The organism is Selenomonas sp. oral taxon 137 str. F0430 (assembly GCF_000183625.1).
GTDB classification, from domain to species: domain Bacteria; phylum Bacillota; class Negativicutes; order Selenomonadales; family Selenomonadaceae; genus Centipeda; species Centipeda artemidis.
Genome location: NZ_AENV01000007.1, coordinates 5,001 through 22,249 on the forward strand (window position 1 = coordinate 5,001; position 17,249 = coordinate 22,249).

General features: G+C 56.3%; 14 protein-coding genes. All 14 read right to left on the reverse strand.

Annotated elements, in window-relative coordinates; all coding sequences use genetic code 11:
• Positions 1-191: 191 nt before the first annotated feature.
• Complete coding sequence (locus HMPREF9162_RS05240; RefSeq protein WP_009350196.1) at positions 192-473, reverse strand: AtpZ/AtpI family protein; 282 nt, start codon at positions 471-473, stop codon at positions 192-194.
• Complete coding sequence (wecB, locus tag HMPREF9162_RS05245) at positions 451-1,620, reverse strand: non-hydrolyzing UDP-N-acetylglucosamine 2-epimerase (RefSeq protein ID WP_009438584.1); 1,170 nt, start codon at positions 1,618-1,620, stop codon at positions 451-453. Before wecB ends, HMPREF9162_RS05240 begins: the two co-directional genes overlap by 23 nt.
• Positions 1,621-1,656: 36 nt before the next feature.
• Positions 1,657-2,703, reverse strand: a complete 1,047-nt coding sequence (locus HMPREF9162_RS05250; protein ID WP_009438590.1) for a glycosyltransferase family 4 protein — start codon at positions 2,701-2,703, stop codon at positions 1,657-1,659.
• Between the two features lie 69 nt (positions 2,704-2,772).
• A complete protein-coding gene (locus HMPREF9162_RS05255; protein ID WP_009438586.1) occupies positions 2,773-3,174 on the reverse strand; it encodes a resolvase in 402 nt (133 codons plus the stop codon).
• Positions 3,171-4,343: a DUF3084 domain-containing protein gene (locus tag HMPREF9162_RS05260; protein WP_009438581.1), complete on the reverse strand. Its 1,173-nt coding sequence runs from the start codon at positions 4,341-4,343 to the stop codon at positions 3,171-3,173. Before HMPREF9162_RS05260 ends, HMPREF9162_RS05255 begins: the two co-directional genes overlap by 4 nt.
• Positions 4,344-4,388: 45 nt before the next feature.
• Positions 4,389-5,489, reverse strand: coding sequence for an LptF/LptG family permease (locus tag HMPREF9162_RS05265; RefSeq protein WP_009438589.1), 1,101 nt, complete (start codon positions 5,487-5,489; stop codon positions 4,389-4,391).
• A gap of 153 nt (positions 5,490-5,642) precedes the next feature.
• Entirely contained in the window at positions 5,643-6,713 is a 1,071-nt protein-coding gene (locus HMPREF9162_RS05270) for an endo alpha-1,4 polygalactosaminidase (protein ID WP_009438583.1), read from the reverse strand.
• Between the two features lie 246 nt (positions 6,714-6,959).
• Positions 6,960-8,972 carry a transporter gene (locus HMPREF9162_RS05275; RefSeq protein ID WP_009438585.1) on the reverse strand — a complete coding sequence of 671 codons (2,013 nt, stop codon included), beginning with the start codon at positions 8,970-8,972 and terminating at the stop codon, positions 6,960-6,962.
• A complete protein-coding gene (gene pelG / locus HMPREF9162_RS05280; RefSeq protein ID WP_009438588.1) occupies positions 8,969-10,429 on the reverse strand; it encodes an exopolysaccharide Pel transporter PelG in 1,461 nt (486 codons plus the stop codon). Before pelG ends, HMPREF9162_RS05275 begins: the two co-directional genes overlap by 4 nt.
• 1 nt (position 10,430) lies before the next feature.
• Positions 10,431-11,855 carry a GT4 family glycosyltransferase PelF gene (gene pelF, locus HMPREF9162_RS05285; RefSeq protein WP_009438592.1) on the reverse strand — a complete coding sequence of 475 codons (1,425 nt, stop codon included), beginning with the start codon at positions 11,853-11,855 and terminating at the stop codon, positions 10,431-10,433.
• 15 nt (positions 11,856-11,870) lie between these two features.
• Entirely contained in the window at positions 11,871-13,682 is a 1,812-nt protein-coding gene (locus tag HMPREF9162_RS05290; protein ID WP_009438591.1) for a DUF2194 domain-containing protein, read from the reverse strand.
• A complete protein-coding gene (locus tag HMPREF9162_RS05295) occupies positions 13,675-14,580 on the reverse strand; it encodes a hypothetical protein (protein ID WP_009438587.1) in 906 nt (301 codons plus the stop codon). Before HMPREF9162_RS05295 ends, HMPREF9162_RS05290 begins: the two co-directional genes overlap by 8 nt.
• Positions 14,577-16,760 carry an NAD-dependent epimerase/dehydratase family protein gene (locus HMPREF9162_RS05300; RefSeq protein WP_254655360.1) on the reverse strand — a complete coding sequence of 728 codons (2,184 nt, stop codon included), beginning with the start codon at positions 16,758-16,760 and terminating at the stop codon, positions 14,577-14,579. Before HMPREF9162_RS05300 ends, HMPREF9162_RS05295 begins: the two co-directional genes overlap by 4 nt.
• A 269-nt stretch (positions 16,761-17,029) precedes the next feature.
• Positions 17,030-17,249: biotin/lipoyl-containing protein (locus tag HMPREF9162_RS05305; RefSeq protein WP_009438593.1), on the reverse strand; the 220-nt coding region annotated here is incomplete at its 5' end.

Here is a 17,249-nt window from a genome sequence, read left to right on the forward strand (position 1 = left end):
GATGTTGCATCTGGCTTCGGTTAGATTATCTCTAACCTCTCTGCATTGTGTAGTTTTCAGGGTACATCTTTCGCGCCTCGAGAGCCTCTAGCCTTCATCAGCGCGACTGTAATAATATAACACAACGGCTTTTCTTCGTCAAGCCCCTTTTTCAAGTTTTTTGAAAATAAGGGGTCGCTCCATTCATTTCATCATACGATTTTATATGCTTTAAGTTGTCGATAGATGGAATAGCCTGCCGCAGGGAATCCGAGGAGGATCCCGAGGATGGTGCAGACGCGTCCCGTACCGAGTATATCATCCGCATTTTTCCCAATGAAGATGAAGATGCCGAGAAATACGACGAGATAGATGCCGATGCCGGAAAGCACTCCAAAGGCGCGCAGGGCATCGACGATCCCCGATGACGCGGTGTTGGACTTTTTTCCGTCCGGTGCCGCATCTTCGTTTTTAGTACTCTTCGTTTTCTGCATGGAATGGCTCCGGCGGGATATGACGATGTCCCGCATGGTAGAGAATCGCCTCGATGATGCGCTGCGCTGCCCTCCCATCTCCATAGGGATTCACTGCCTCCGCCATCGCGGCATATGCCCCCGTATCGGTGAGCAGGCGCATGGTCTCATTGTAGACGTGCTCCTCCGCCGTGCCGATGAGATGCACGGTACCTGCCGCGACCGCCTCGGGGCGTTCGGTCGTATCGCGCAGGACGAGCACCGGTTTGCCGAGGGCGGGTGCTTCCTCTTGGATGCCGCCCGAATCGGTGAGCACGATGTCAACGCGTGCCATGAGGTTGGCAAACGGCTCATAGTCGAGCGGGTCAATGAGGTGCACGCGCGGAAGATGCCCCAGCTCCTCCTGCACGATCTCGCGCACCTTTGGATTGCGATGCACGGGGAAAATAACCTCCACGTCGGGCAATCCGTCGACAACGTCATGAATGGCGCGGTAGACGTGACGCATCGGCTCGCCGAGGTTTTCGCGGCGATGCGTGGTAACAAGCAACACACGGTTATTTGCAAAATCGACCTGCGAGAGTTCCGGCGGAAGCATATAGTCCGGGCGCACGGTATGATGGAGGGCATCAATGACGGTATTGCCCGTCACGAAGATGCGCCGCTCGGGAACCCCCTCCGCCGCGAGGTTATCATGCGCCGTTGCAGTGGGTGCAAAATGAAGCGTCGCAATACCGCCCGTCAGCCGCCGATTCATCTCCTCGGGGAACGGTGAATAGATGTCGTGCGTACGCAGTCCCGCTTCGACATGCCCGACAGGAATCTGATGATAGTACGCAGCAAGCGCCCCCGCAAAGGTTGTCGTCGTATCACCGTGGACAAGCACGAGATCCGGGCGATCCTTTTGGAATACTTCGTTGATGCCCATCATCGCGCGTGTCGTGATGTCAAAGAGGGTCTGCCCCGCGGCCATAATGTTGAGGTCATAATCCGGCACGATGCGGAAAAGATGCAGTACCTGATCAAGCATCTCACGATGCTGCGCCGTGACGAGCGTTTTCGTTTCGATTTCATCCGAATGACGCATGAGCTCCATGACGACGGGCGCCATCTTGATCGCCTCGGGGCGCGTGCCAAAAATCGACATCACTTTGATTTTGCCGATCATGCTCTGTTTTCACTCCTCTCGGAATGCCATACACGATTATTTCTGCTGCGCGTCAAGGCGCAGGATGCCGAGTTTGCGAGCACCGATAAAAACTGCCGCCGCAACAATGAGGATGATAAGCAGCGCCGCCTGCGTACTCACCGCCGTCAGTGCAAGCGCGCACAGTCCAAAAAGAGCGCTCACAACGTACATGAGCAGTACTGCCTGTTTCTGTGTAAAGCCGTGTGCGAGCAGCCGATGGTGCAGATGCCCCTTGTCCGGCTTAAAGATCGGGCGGTGATTGCGCGCGCGCCGCACAATGGCGAACGTCGTGTCAAGGATGGGCAGTCCGAGCGCCAAGATCGGCACGATGAGTGCAATCGTCGCCGCGCTCTTCACGGCGCCGATGACCGAGATCCCCGCAAGCATAAAACCGAGGAACATACTCCCCGTGTCGCCCATGAAGATGCGCGCGGGGTTGAAGTTATAGTACAGGAAGCCGATCGCCGCCCCCGCAAGTGCCGCCGTGATCATTGCTACGAAGGGAATGCCCTCCTCCATCGCAACGAGGAAGATCGTCACCGCCGCGATTGAGGACACCCCCGCGGCGAGTCCATCGAGCCCGTCGATGAGGTTCACGGTATTCGTCAGTCCAACCACCCAAAAAATGGTCGCAGGAATCGCGAAATACTCAAGGTAGATAAAATCGCCGAGCGGATCCGTGATCACGTCGATGCGCACGTCAAAGCCGATGACGAGAACGCACGCGGCGAGAATCTGCCCGAGGAGCTTGACCTTTGCCGGGAGATCACGGTAGTCGTCAATGATGCCGATGGCGACAATGATCGTCCCGCCTGCGAGCAGCCCCCACAGACTGGTCATGAGCTCCGGCGAAAGGTCGGAAATACTCATCTGCACGAGCACAGACACCATAAAGGCAGCATAGATGCCAATACCGCCGATGCGCGGAATGGGACGCACATGCACCTTGCGCGCGTCGGGTGCGTCAAGTGCACCCGTGCGCCGCGCAAAAGAAATGACGACGGGCGTCAAAAACAGCGCCACACCGAGCGCTATCATAAATGCTAGGACATGATCGGGCATGTAGTCTTGCTCTCCTTACATTACAGCAGGATATAATTCCTTTCATCTTACCGCAGAGCGCGCCGGCTGTCAATCGCGCCGTGCCGTACCCGCTAAAAATCTCCAGGCAAGCGCAACGGCGGCAAAATCGTCCACCGGCACGGCCGGCGTCAACAGCCCGCGCGGCACGAGCCGCCGCCAGCCGCGGGGCGGGTTCTCCGCCCAGTACAGCCGCCGCCCCTCCTCCGTCGTGCGGTATTCGTCCACAAGTATCACCGCGCCGGCCTGCGCCTCGATGCGCGCCTTTGCCGCCGCGCTCGTCGTACCGTCCCCCATGATGATGCGCGGCGCATATTCCGCTGCGAGCTCGGATACCCGCGTCTCTAAGGCTGCGGTCGGCACGATCTCATGCAGGAGGACGTCTCCCTGCGGCGAGAGCACGGCGATGCCGCATTTATCCCGCCCGGGATCGATGGCAAGAACGGTACTCACTGCGGCGTCTCGTTTTCGATCTTAAACGTGAGGCGCAGCGGTCCCATCGCATCCGTATCACCTGCGGCATATGCCGAGATGACGACAGTGGACGTACGCCCCTGAAGTTCCTGCACCAGTCCGTAAAATTCTGCCCCCTCGATGACGCCGACCGTCCCGCGGATCGGGTCGGGGAGGATTCCCTTTGCAGATGCTGCCGCGTTGACATCGCGCAGGAATGCCATCACCGTCTGCTCCGCCCCCTGTGCGCGCATGGTCTCCGGCGTATAGACACGCGCTGCGATCAGCTCGCCGTCGCGGTAGATGATACTGTTCGGATAGAGCTCAATCGACGCGCGGATCTCGTCGCCGCGCACGAGGTTGCCCGCCGCGACAATACGCACGATCATCCCCGTCTTGCTCTCCTCGATCGCGCGCACGGCGGCGTCGTATTCTGGTTGATAGATCCAGATATCTTGATCCGTCTTATTTTCCCCAAGACGTGCGGAGATATTGCGCGTACCGAGCTGCGCGAGCCCCGCCATGCCGCGCTCGACCTCCTCATGGCTGAGCCCTGCGGGAATGATGCCGCTCGCGATGATCTCGCCCGCCCTGTAGGTGATGTCCCCCTCGCGCAGGCTCAAAATATTTTGCCGCAGCGCATTCGCACGTATGCCCAGTTCCTTAATATCGGTGAGAAGGGTTTCATTTTCCCCGCTGAGCCGACCATTGAGCGAGATCAGCCCCTCTTTTTCCAACGCAAGACGGCGGTTGCCCTCCGACAGTCGCTCCGATTCCTCTGTGAGCCCTAGGCGTTCGCCCTCGAGCCGCGCAATCTCGTCCTCCGACTGCTTCAGCTCCCCCTGCGCACGCTCCTGATCCGACTGTGCCTGCGTGAGCGCATCCGCCGTCCGCGTAAGCGCCGCCTGCGTCTCAGCCATCATCCTGTTCAGGCGCTCCATGCCAAAGAGCGCCGTCCGTACATTCTCTGAGACCGCCGCCATCACGCCGAACGTCACCGTCGTAATGCAGACGCCTGTAAAAACCGTCACAACGACCGCTGTGTGGCGCGGGCGCAGCCCAAAGATCGAAAGCCGCCGCTTGCCGATGCGCGTACCGAGCCGGTCGCCAATGAAGGCGATGACCCCGCCCACAACGGCGAGCACGAGAATGAGCGTAATACCGTACATAGTGCCGTCACCTTAATTACAAATCTATAGCCTTTCAGGAAAATATTAGTGCGAGGCGCGCCGAAAGAGAATTGCCCCCGCAATTATGCCGACGATATTCGGAATCCACACGGCAAGCATCGGCGGCAGAACACCGCCGCGTGCGAACGCGTTGCCCATCGTCATGAGCGCATAGTAAAAGAAAATGATGATAACGCTCATCGCAAAGCCCGCCGACGACGAGTTGCGCGTCGGCTGGATCCCGAGCGGCACACCGATGAGTGTAAAGATGAGACTCGCCATCGGTACGGAGACGCGCTGATAGAGCTCCGCCTCGAGCTTGTTCGTATTTACATACTGCGTCTGCATCAGCGCAATCTGACGGCGCAGTTCGCGCATTGTCATCTCCTCCGGTGATTTCTGCTCACGGATGATCTGACGCGGGTCTTTCTGCACGGGCAGCACCTGCGTCTCGAACCGCATATGCCGCTCCATATGTTCGTCCGCAATGTCGTAGACGTCCCCGCTGTGCATGATCCACTCTTTGCCCGTCCACTCCGCATACTCCGCGTTCTCCACATGCGAGACCTTACCGTCGTCGCCGAACACCTGCAGGCTGACATTCGTGAGCCGCTGTTGTTCCGCATCGTACGCACGCGCATAGACCAGACGACGGATCTGCCCGTCCGTGATCTCCTTGATGATGACATGCTCCTGCGACTTCATCCCGGAGTTGCCTTCGATCTCATAATAAATGACATTCCGGTACGCCGTATTCGCACGCGGTACAACGTATTCGTTGAAGAGAATCGCGCCCACACTGACCACGAAGCCAAGCAGTACCGCCGGCGCCGCAATGCGCGTAAAATTGATGCCGCAGGACTTCATCGCCGTGATCTCACTCGCTGACGAGAGCTTGCCGAACGTCAGGAGACTCGCAAGCAGCATCGACATTGGGAATGTCCACATGACGACGCCCGGCAGACTGAATACGAAAATCTTGATCACCGACGGCAGCGACGCCCCATAGTCCGTAATGTACTGCGCAATGCGAAAGAGCGTCCCCGAGCCGATGAAGACCGCCGAGAACGCGCAGATGGCAAAGAGGAACGAAACAAAGACCTCGCGAAAAATGTATTTGTCGAGAATCCGGATTTTCAGACGCACGTGAAACATGCCCTCCGATCACTTCCAAAACTTTTGGTCATATACGCTTTATTCTAGCATTTTCCTACGCTGTTGACAAGGATACAAAAAGGAACGCTGCACCAATTCATGCATCGTTCCCTTGTTTAGCATTTCAAAATTGACCTGCGGCGCTCAGTGTCCCTCTTTCTCATAGAAATAATCGTACGCATCGATGACGTCGAGGAATGCGCCGTCGAATCCTGCGGCGATGATCTTATCGAGGTACCCGTCCGCCGATCCGTAGAGGAGATCCTGCCAGGCGCGTGTCCAATACCGAACCTTGTAATTGCCCTCCCAGTCGTCGTTCATCTCATCGATCCAGACGGGCAGGTGCTTGTTCCATTCGTCCTTCCAATAGATGCGGTAATCCTCCGCCTCACCGACGCTCATGTAGGCAAAGACGAGGCGACGACCGCCGTTTGCCTTGACCTTCAGTGCCTCGACATCCTCTTTCGTGAGCGGGGCATCGTTATAGACAAGATCGATGATAAGGAGATCGTAGTCCGTGCGGCGCAGCTTCTCTATATAGTCCTCTTTGCTGCGAAACCGCGCAGGGTTCAGCAGCGCGATGAAGTTGCGCACGTCACCGAGCGAATGCACGTCGCGTGCATTCGCATCGACGATCGTACCGAAGGGAATCTCATCCAGTTCGCGCCGCGAGGCGGCAAAGCCGATGAAGCCTGCCTCTTTATTCTTGCGCTGCGAGCCGCGCACGGCGCTGTCCTTATGCGTATAGTCGATGTTGAACACGGGACGGTGCGCTTCGCGTACGAGGCGCAGATTGCGCCGCTGCTCCGCCTGCTCTTCTGCCGGCGGGGGCAGGTCGTCCTCCATATCCCAACCGTAGAAAAAATCCTCGATGAGCGCGCCGTCAACTGCGTTGAGCAGACGCTCCACACGATCGCGCGGATGCGTCTCGTCCGGTGCATAGATGCCCGTACCACCGTTCGTAATAAACATAAAGTTCCGTCCGGCAGCGGCGTCTGCATAATCATTCATTTCGACGATGAGATCTTCCATCGCCGCGCGGTAGTCGATGCTCTCCGCCTTTGCTTCCGCAGCTTCCTGTTCCGCTCGGCGCTGCTCCGCTTGTTTCATCTCGCGTTCTGCCCCCGCGTGCATCTCGAAAAAGGAGCAGCAGAACATCCCTGCAATGCCAAGCCCCATGAGAACCGCGAGCGCACAGAAAATCTTTTTCACCATTCCGCTCCCGCCTTGCCCGCCGCACAATCCTCTGCAGCAAACATATACAAACAAACTAAACCTCAGAGTTCTATAGTCATTCGATAGGGCATGATAAAATTCCTTCTTTTTCTGAATAAAATCATCCCAAAACTCCTTGTTTTTTCCGAAAAAATCATGCAAAACAAGAAATTTTAGGCAAAAAAATAGGGTTTGCCTATTCGCATAACCCCTATTTTTCAGTATTCCTTGGTTGAATCTTCTCCGTTAAAAGCTGCGGGAGAACGTGAGCGCTACGCCCCATCCGTGGTATCGCTCATGCGGGTTCGATCGGTAGAAATACCGTTCCGCGTCGAGCGACAATGCTTCACGGTCGCTGATACGCAGGTCATATCCGACTTGCACGGAGGTACGCATTTGATCCTCGCCGTTTTCACTATTCAGCGGCGAGATGAATGTCCCCTTCGAGCGCCGATGATGCAGCATAAGGCGCGCCCGCCGGTTCTTTGAAAGTTCACGCGTCATGCCGATGCCGTAATAGTGCGTAAACGTATTATCGCTGTGCTGCTCCGCGGCCGTCTTGTAAATAGGGGCGCCGCGCAGCTCATACATGACATATGCTTTGAACGAATCTTTCTTTGTGTACCGCTTGGTATAGAAGAGCCCGAGAAGACCTTCCGCCCCCTCGTGATATACCTCCCTGCTTTCCTTCGAACGTCCTGTAAATACATTTGTCCGCAGGAATGCCGTCAACCGGTCATTTTTAGCAGCATGAAGGTACCGCACCTCGCCCTCGTAGCGATCTGCAGGATGCACAGTCGGCGGATCATGCAGATCCATATCGAGCGTATAGTCGTATTTCCCGCGAATCGCATAGGCAAGACGATAATACCACGAATCCGTTTCGTTGATTTTCCGGCGTATCGTGATGTTCGGCGTCCAGTTCCATCCCTCGCCGAAACGCGTGAGCGCGGCAACCGTATCCGGCACCACGGCGTTGTCATGAATCTGCGCCATGCCCGTCGGCAAATTAACCGAGAGTCCGTAACGGACATCATAGCGATCGTGTTTGTTCCATAGACCGAGATCGACCGTCGTATCGGTAAATCCCGAGACATGTCCCTGCTTCTTGCCCGTGCGAGAGACGACATACGCGGTACTGACACCGAACTCGAGCTTTCCGTCCGAATAGCTGTAGGAAACGGGGTGGTAGCGCTGATGCCCAACGCCGCCCTCTCCGCCGTGCCATGCGTAATACTCGATGCCCGCCTGCGCGCTGCGCCCCGCACCCCATCGTGCGAGCTGACGCATGGCGGCCGCGTGGTCGCGCTCGGCGAGGGCAAGGTCTGCTTCGCTTTCCGTGCGCGCGGTGCGCGCTTCGCCGACATAAAGTGCCGCCGCGGTAAGATCTTTATAGGCCTGATTGAGCTCTTCGTCCGCGTCACGCACTTCTTCCAAAGCGTCTGCGTAATCGCCGCGCGCAGCTTCCTCAGCGTCTTCCGCCGTCTCAAGGGCGGCGCGCAGCTCCTCGGCGCGCTGTTCTGCGTAGGAAAGTCTCGCCGCTGCACGGTCAAGTGCAACCTGCGCCGCACTGTCCCGTACCTCCGCCGCCCTACCGGCATCCGCGGCGGGTGCCGCCCCGGATGCCGCCTCCTCCTGCGCGGGGAGTGTATAGAGTCCCTGCTCGAGCTGCTCCATCAGCGGGTAATCATAGCCCGCTTTCTGTGCGGCATCCGCAACACGGCGGCGCATCTCATCGGAGGAGATGAGGAGTTTTATCGCATCGTCTCCGCCCGCCGTCCCTGCGGCTGCGGCACTTGCAGCTTCCGCCGCAGCCTCTGCCGCATCATATTCTGCCTGCGCCGCTTCGAGCTCGGCAGTATAGCTCTCTGCTTCCCGGCGGCGTACCGCCGTCTCTGCGGTGCGCACGGCGACCATGTTTTCCGTCTCTTTAACACGCTCACGCGCATCGGATGCGCGCATCCGCGCATCGGCGAGTGCTGTCTGCGTATTTTTATGCTCGTCCTCGGCAGCGGCAACCTCTTCATCCGCCGTTTTCACATAGTCCTCTGCCGTACGCAGATCCTGCTCCGTTTGATGCAGATCGGCAACGGCGGCGCGATGATCCTCCACTTCCTGTGCAGCGGAGCGCAGGCGGTCGAACTCGCCCTGCACATCGTGCAGAACATCCACAGCCCCGACGGGCGAAGGCTGCAAAAAAATACTCAGGACGCCGAGCGAAGTGAGCAGCGCCTTATTTTTATAATTGCATCGCTTCACACAAGATCATCCCCTTCCCTTTTCCCGCAGAGCAGCCGCGAAAGCCGCGTGAGCATTCCATTCGGCGGACGGTAAAAGACCGGACGCGCGCAGTAGACAAAATAATTGATGCGTTTGCAGAAATACTGCATCCGCAGGAATGCTCCAATAAAGACAATAGCAGATGCGAGGAAGAATGTAAAGCCGTAACTGACCTCGCCGAAAAATTGTCCGCCCACGCCGAATACAATCTGCGCGAAAAACAGTCCGCCCGTGACGAGAAGCGCGCCGCGCTGATCCTCGAAATAGAGGAGCAGTGTATAGACGACCTGCGCCGCCGCGACAAAGAACGCACCGAGTACGATGAGATTATACATATTGACCGAACCGAACGAAAGTCCGACAAACGGCAGGAAATAATTGCCAAGGCCAAGAAAAACAACGGTAAATACAAGCTGGAACTCCACGATATTTCGCAGCTCATACCACAGCGTACGCAGCAAATCAATGCGCGCGTCCTCGATGTCGCGGAAATTGCCCCGCTTCGTAATATAGGTAAAGTAGACGGCGTACCGCTCGTAAAAATTCAGCTCTGCCGACACTGTAAACATAACCATAACGGGCATAATTGACAGGAACGCAAAGAAGGTCGCGACATCATAGGTCGGCGCACAGCGGTACGTGCCGTCGATGAGGATGCCGTCGGGGCCAAGCCAGATGATGAAGTTCGGCGTGTAAAGTGCGGCAGTATAAAAAAGTCCGATGAAGAACAGTTTCGGGTGCATCTCGAAATACGGCAGAAATCGGAACGCAAGCCCCTTTTTCGTATAGCCGAAATAGCGCAGGATGTGTGCCAAAAAGAGCGTCAAAATGACTGCGCTGCCGATATTCATGGCGAGCAGCGATCCGTCGACCGCCGGAAGCAGCCCCGTCCAAAGGACAAGGAAGCAGAGTGCGACCGAGATAAACACGCCTGCGAGATAGCTGAAAAAGAGTGCCTTATAGTTCTTTACCGCCGTAAGATATACGCCCTGCAGCCAGATGCCCGTCATCTGCATGAAGAAAATATAGGTCAGCAGTTTCGTCGAAAAAGCGATCGGCTTATTCCAAAAGAAGAGGACAGCGATGATCGTTCCGAACGGGAGCGTCACCGCAGCGATACCAAAAAGGGATGCGGCGATATCCCGATGTTCCCCCCCGTAGAGCAGGTCGGCGAGATAGCGCGTGATGATCATGACAAATCCGCTCGAGAGGACATGCGAAAATACAAAGGAATAGATCACGGACGCGGTATAGAGCTGCATTTCCGCCTGCGGCACTTCGAATGTGCGGAACATCATCTGTACGGCAAGCACCATCCCTGCCATCAATACAAAAGGTCCCGTCGTGACGATGGCAGAGTAGCCGTATGCTTTCATATATCCGGCAGCAGAGCGCTCCCGGAACAGTTTTTTTAGCTCAAAGCCGATGCCCGCCATCCTAGTCCCTCTTTTCCCGTGCGTAGATGTCGCGGTACGAATTGATAAATTTCTCGTAGGTGTAGCTCTGCTTCACACGCTCATATCCGATCTCGGCCATGCGGCGGCGCAGCGGCGTGTCTTTTGCCATGCGGACAATACCGCGCGACATCTCCTCGTAGTCCATCGCGGGGACGACGATTCCCGCGTCGCCCATGCCGTCGACGCCCTCCCCGTAAAGGAGTTCGCGGCAGCACCCGACATCCGTTGTAACAAAGGGGCGATGCGCCGCGAGCCCTTCGAGGACAGCGAGCGGCTGTCCTTCGCTGATACTTGAGAGCAGCAGGAGATCAACCTCGGCGAGGCGTTCGGCAACATTGACCGATCCTGTGAATGTGACGTCCTCAAGACGCAGGGTCTCGATCGTCCTTTGGCACAGCTCGTAGTATTCGGGATCTTCCTCGTACTGCCCCATGATGAGAAGCTTTGCATCCGGGATGGACTGCTTCACGAGGAAGAACGCGCGCAGCATGGTCACAATGTCCTTGATCGGCACGACGCGCACGACGGCGCCGATGACGATGCCGCTCTCGGTCGCTTCCTCCTTAAGCGCGATATGTGCGAATCGCTCCATATGAATACCGTTTGGGACGATGGCGATCTTCTCCGGCGCGCAGCCAAGCGCAATCTCCGTATCCGCATTTTTCTGAAAGAGCGTGAACACGCGATCCGCCCCCGCATAGGCAAGACCCGCGAGGTTATAGAAATACTGGATCCAAACGGATTTGAAATCGCCCTCCGCCCATTTGCACTTGAGGATCTCCTCCTCGCGTTCACGGGAGTAAATGCCGTGCTCCGTGATGAGAAACGGCTTGCGATAAACGCGCGACGCAACGCCGCCGACAACGCCGCAGTAGCCCGTGGCGACGCTGTGATAAATATCCGCCTCCGGGAAGTCCTGCTGCAGGATGTAAAAGAGCGGCAGGAGCATGGAGCGGATGGTCCAAAAGAAATCCGTAAACGGCAGATGATCATAGTGCTCGCGGTAGACGCGCTCGATGATGTCGAAGAAGTCCGCGCTCATGAAAATCCCCATGGCGTCGTGCCGCATACGGTCGCTGCGGAAAATGCCGAGCAGGATGTCCAGATCAAGCGGCACATTGCCGACAACAAGCTCATAAAGGCAGACTTTCTCCTTCGGTGTGAGCGGCTTCTCATTGCGTGACGGCGCACGCAGCGCAAGGATCTCATCGAGGAAGAGCTCATGCACCTCCACGAGGTTCTTTGGCAATTTATAGCGAAAATCCCCGCGCTGCTTCATCTCCGCGCCAATGGAGTAGACGACGAACTCATGCTCGGGCAGCCCCTCGATGAGCATCTGCACCCATGAGGAGACACCGCCGACCACATAGGGATACGAGCCTTCGACCAAAAGACAGATACGCATGTGCCCCCTCCTTTCTCACTTAAAACGGATCTCAGCCGTCGGTTCCTTTACCTCGACGATATATGCCGCCTGGCCAATGTTTTCGACGGTACATCCCGCGACCGCCTCCGGCTTTTTATGCGTGCGCAGAATATAGCGCGGCGGCGTGCGATAGTTCCACGAAATGATGCGCATCTCGTCGCCGTCCCGCTCAATGCGGCAATCGAGATCAAAATACGCGCCGAGCATCGCCGCTTCCTCCGAGCTCGTTACGCCTTTCAGCCAGCCGTATTTCTCCTTCGTGAACTTCATAAAGGCATCCATGCCCTTGTTCATCTCCTGCCATGTCGTATTGGCGCTCTCCTCATAGAAGATTTCATCGGGATGAACAAAGTGCGAGACAATGCCGATGGCGTTGATCACGTTCACGACATCCCACAGCATATCCTCATGCACCACATAGCCGGAGCTGACGCGCGGCAGCTCAAACGTACCGTCCGGATTGCGCTGAAAATCCTGATAATAGGCGCGGTCTTCGGGCAGTCCCGTATAGAGTGAAGAGATGTTGTTGAGATCGGGGAACACCTCTTTGAGCGCGGCTTTGCCCTCGGGGCTGAGGATATTCGACGGCGGCACATAGGTACGTATTGCGTAGTCCGGATATGCCGAGGCAATATAGCGGCGCAGTTCGCGCAGAGACTCCTTCATATCCTCGGGACTTGCCCACGGCGTATAGTCCAGATGTTCCTGATTATACCCTGCAGGCGCGAGCGGCTGATGGTTATAGCCGTGGATACCGAGCTCACCGCCGGATTTGAGGAGTTCGCGTCCGTACGCGATGAGATAGCTGCGCGTGTAGCGGTCGCTCATCGGGGCAAACGGTCCTTTGACCTGGTTGCCGTACGTCTCAATGACAACACCTGTGTACTTAAACCCGTAGCGTTTGGCATTGGCGAGCATCTGCGGCCACCAGACATTGCGGTAAAAATCCGCCGTCGTCAGGTGAACCTCGTCGTAGAGACGCGGGAAGATCCCCTCGGGGACGGGCGCGGGAAAATCGTCAATAATAAAGACCTTTGCCCCCACCGTCGGATAGACATAGGTGTCCGACGTCAGGCTCAGTATCCCCGCAAGGAGCCCGACATTCGGCTTATCAGCCATGCGGCGCCCGTTGTAGACAACGTATTTCCCTGCACCCGAGGACATCTCCCAAACCAGCGGTGTCCCATCGTCCGCGGCTGCGTGAATCTGCACCGCCGAGTCAAGTGAAACCGCCGCGGTCGTCGTCTGATACGACCGTCCGCTGACGCCGATCGACTGTACCCCGAAGATGAGATCCGAGGTCATATGAATGCCCTCGCGCGTATAGGACTCGCCAAATCGGCGAACCCCGATGCGCTCGGCAAATCCTGCGGGCATCCCCGTATCGGAAAGCCCATCGAGGAAGAGTGCCGTACCGCCGTCCGCGACATACTGCTCGATCTGCGGCAGAGCGGCAACCGCGCCGATATTTCCTGTGGTCACGATCACTCCTATATAGCGGCGGTCGATCTCCGGGACGGCGCCGATTTCCGCCGCGAGCGTTGCTTTTTTCTGCTCCCGGATGAACCGTTCCAGATAATGTTTCAGGAACATGCTGCGCAGATTCATCGGATCATAGAGGATAAGAAACGTCTCTCGTTCAAGCTCCTTATCCTCTTCCGAGCCCTCAACGAACGTGCCGTTTGCGCCAAAGTTTTCATGGATGTTCGTGCTGAGCTTCATAAAGCCGTCCGTGCGGTTGTACTGGAAAAATAACCCCAGCAAAAACACGATCAGAAAGGCGGCGATAAAATTCCGTTTATACATGATGCGCGATCCCCTCATCCCAGAACCGAATGACGTTCAGCGCCTCAATGGAGAGCCGGATCGGACACGCCTTGAGTTCTCGTATTTTCTCCTGCATGAGCGCGGGGCGATGCATTGCTTGATAGAGCTCGATATAGAGGAGATAGGGCTGCTCCGCCGTCGGAAAATGCGCAAGAAAAGCGCGGCACGTTTCCTCTGCCGCTGCATAACGCTCCAGCCGGATCTCCTGCCGTACCTTCTGCGCATACAGCTCAGGGCGATCCGGCTGCAGTGCGATCAGGCGTGCAAGCACCGCCACGTGCTCCGCCGCCTTTTGGAGGCGTGAGAGGCGATCGATAAAACGCTGCTGCGTATATTCGCCGAGCGCTTCAGCATAGGCTTCGAGGTGCTCAACCTCGTCCGGCTCTTCTTTCACACGCCGTTCAAGCGTATAGAGACGCTCCTCGAGTGCATCGAGCTGTGACGTGATCATTGTGATGGCATAATGCGCAATCTCGCGATCCTCGTCGTGAATTGCCTGCTGCAGGACGAGCGGGTTCTGCAGAACATCGCGCTTGATGGTCTCGGTAAAGAGCCTGCGTTTCACTTCGGGATCATCGACAAGCACCGAATCGTTCAGCGGCACGACATTCGCGTCGATGCGCATGAGGTCGGTAAAGATCACTTCCTTGTTCTGGAGCTTGTCGCCGACATCCGCCGGCCCTTGAAGACGGGCGGCGAGGAGAAATTTTGCCCCGATCAGGGTCAAGAGACCAAAGACAGGGATCAAGAGCACAATACCTGTCTCCGCCGCATTCTGCACAGGCTTCTTCCTGCGCCGGTTCACAGCGAAAAAGATCCCCGTGACGAGCAAATGAATGAGGATTTCCCACCAGTAAAACTGCATCACCGCATTCATGATGCCACCCGTATACTCGCAACGCCCTTTTCCTTCAGGCGCTCCTGCACCATGGCGACGACCTTGTCGTTGACATCGGTCAGCAAAATCTGCGCCACACTGCCGACCTGACCGATATAATCCTCAGCGCGGACAACGCCCGTAAGCTTTCCATCGAGCGCCTGCCAGTCGCCGTTTGCCACATCGAGGTTCAGATAGACGAGCGACATTGCCGTCTGTGGTGCGGCGGCACGCTCCTCCAGCTCCTCAACGATGCGCCGGTACTGCTCTTCGCGCAGAATACGGCTCGTCCCGGGAAGGAAGCGCTTCTCCTGCACCGCCCGCTCATAGAAATAGGCATGACCGATCGCCGTCGCGATCAGGCGCGCCGTCATGGAGAGCAGGTTCTGCCGATAGAACGTCCAAAGATCAAAGTCGAGCGCGTGAAGTTCCACAACCGCAATGACCTCATCCTCGTAGATGATGGGCGCAGCAATATCCGGCATCCCCTCCTTGAGCTGCCGATTCACGAAGAGACGCTTGTCTGCAATCATCTCGCGCAGATACGGTGTCTCCTCCACCTTGAGTGAGCGCGGGAGATCCTCAACGGCAGAACCGCGGCGGATCTTTTGACGGAAATACCACGGATTCGATCCTTTGACATAGAGAACGACATTCTCCGCCTCCATAATCTCCGTCGTGACCGCAACCGCCTGTGTAAAGACGTTCTCCGGCTCTACGCTGTCAAGACGCTTGACGATGCGGTAGACACGCCCGATGCTGTCGTTGGAATTCGTGATCTGACGATAAAGTTTGTCCTTGATCTCAATGCTCTCCTGGTACATGGCATGCAGGAACTCATAGCGCTCAAGCGCGCGGCTGCGCTTGTAGCGCTCGTCCTCCAGCTCACGGTCACGCGTATCCGTAATATACCCCGTGAGCACTCCCATGAAGAGATAGGATGCAAAATGCAGTAAATATTCCGGTAAATAGAGCAGAGAAACAACATCCGTCCCGCCGATCAGCAGCGAATAGCCCAGCAGCAGGCTTGCAAGCCCTACGGCGGGAAGGGAATGCTGCTTGCCGTAAAGAAGTCCAAGGACGGCGATGTAAATATAGTTAAAGTCCATACGGATCATACTGTTGACGGTGTTGCCCTGCCATACGACAATGCCCGCAGCCGCGGCAAACAGCCCTGCATGTTCCAAATAAGGCAGGATCTTGTTCCACAGTTCTTTGCGTTGATCCGCTGCCTGTACGGCGGCATCATGCTTTGCCTTTTCTTTGAGGTAATTTTGGTACCAGTCGTAGGTGCGCCGAAGACCTTCGGCAAGCGGCACATTCACGCGCCATCCAAGCTCATTGCGGCAGACGGAATTATCCAGGACTGCACGCCCAAAGGACAGTGCCGGATTCTCCGGTGCCCCCATAAAACTTGTGGGACGCACGGGGAATATCTCTGCGGCACATTTTTCAAACGCCGCATAGGACACTGCCGTATTCGACGATATATTAACAACATCCGCAGCATGGTTGCGCTCCGCCGCACTGTATATCGCATAGGCGGCATCGTCAATGTAAAGAAAATCGCGCGTCTCATCGGGCGATCCGAAAAACTCGTAGGACTTGCCAAGAAGTGCCTGCATGATAAATTTTGCAACAAAGCCATGCGTTGGCAGCTGTCCCGGGCCATATATTGTCGATAAGCGTAGCACAGTCACACGAAGGTCAAAATTCTGTCCCCAGCGGCGTGCATACTCCTCGTTTACATATTTCTGCATCGCACGCAGATGCCCCGCCGTCTCCCCATCTTTTCCGGGATCCTTGGCATCCGCAGCGAACACGGAACCCGTCGATATCAAGAGAAACTTCCCCACATGGTATTTCGTAGACAGCGCGAGCATATGAGCGAGCCCCGGAAAATTCACGCCCGCATTCTCTAGGTACGCCCCGCTCTCAAGCGCGGTTGAGCGCTCTGCAAGATGCAGAACCACATCAAAATTGCGCACACGAAAAACTTCCTCACAGCGCTCGTCCAACACACTGTAAGGATAAAAACGATGTTTTGCCTTGAGCGGTTCCATCGGCTCGGAAGTTCCGTCGTCGATGATGTGGACTTCCCATCCCTCTTTGGCAAAACACGCAGCGGCTGCGCGTCCAAGGAAGCCGTATCCGCCCGTCAATAAAACTCGTTTTTCCATCGTCACGATCCTCTCATACCGCGCTCTATCGGCGACTATAAAAACATCGCTCATATTGATATTATCGTCTGTTTTCTCAGATAATAAAGGACTCATGTCCTATTTTATTTTATTCCTAAAGAATATTGTAAAACCCTATTATAGATATTTGTTATTGTATATGAAAACGAATAAACAATCAAGAAAATCAGTGTTAAGGAATTATCCTTGCATAAAAAAACGGCCGCACAATGTGCAGCCGCCCTTTTATGCAATTTTATCGCGGTGAATTAGCCGACCGTGACGAGCGGGTCGCCCGCCTTGACCGACTGACCGGCACTGACGCTGATCGCGCTGACCGTGCCGTCGCTGACCGCAGGGATCTCGTTCTGCATCTTCATCGCCTCGAGGATGAGGAGCGTGTCGCCTGCCTTGACAGCCTGGCCGACCGAGACTTTCACGTCAATGATCTTGCCCGGCATCGGGGCTGCGATCGTGCCCGCACCCGCG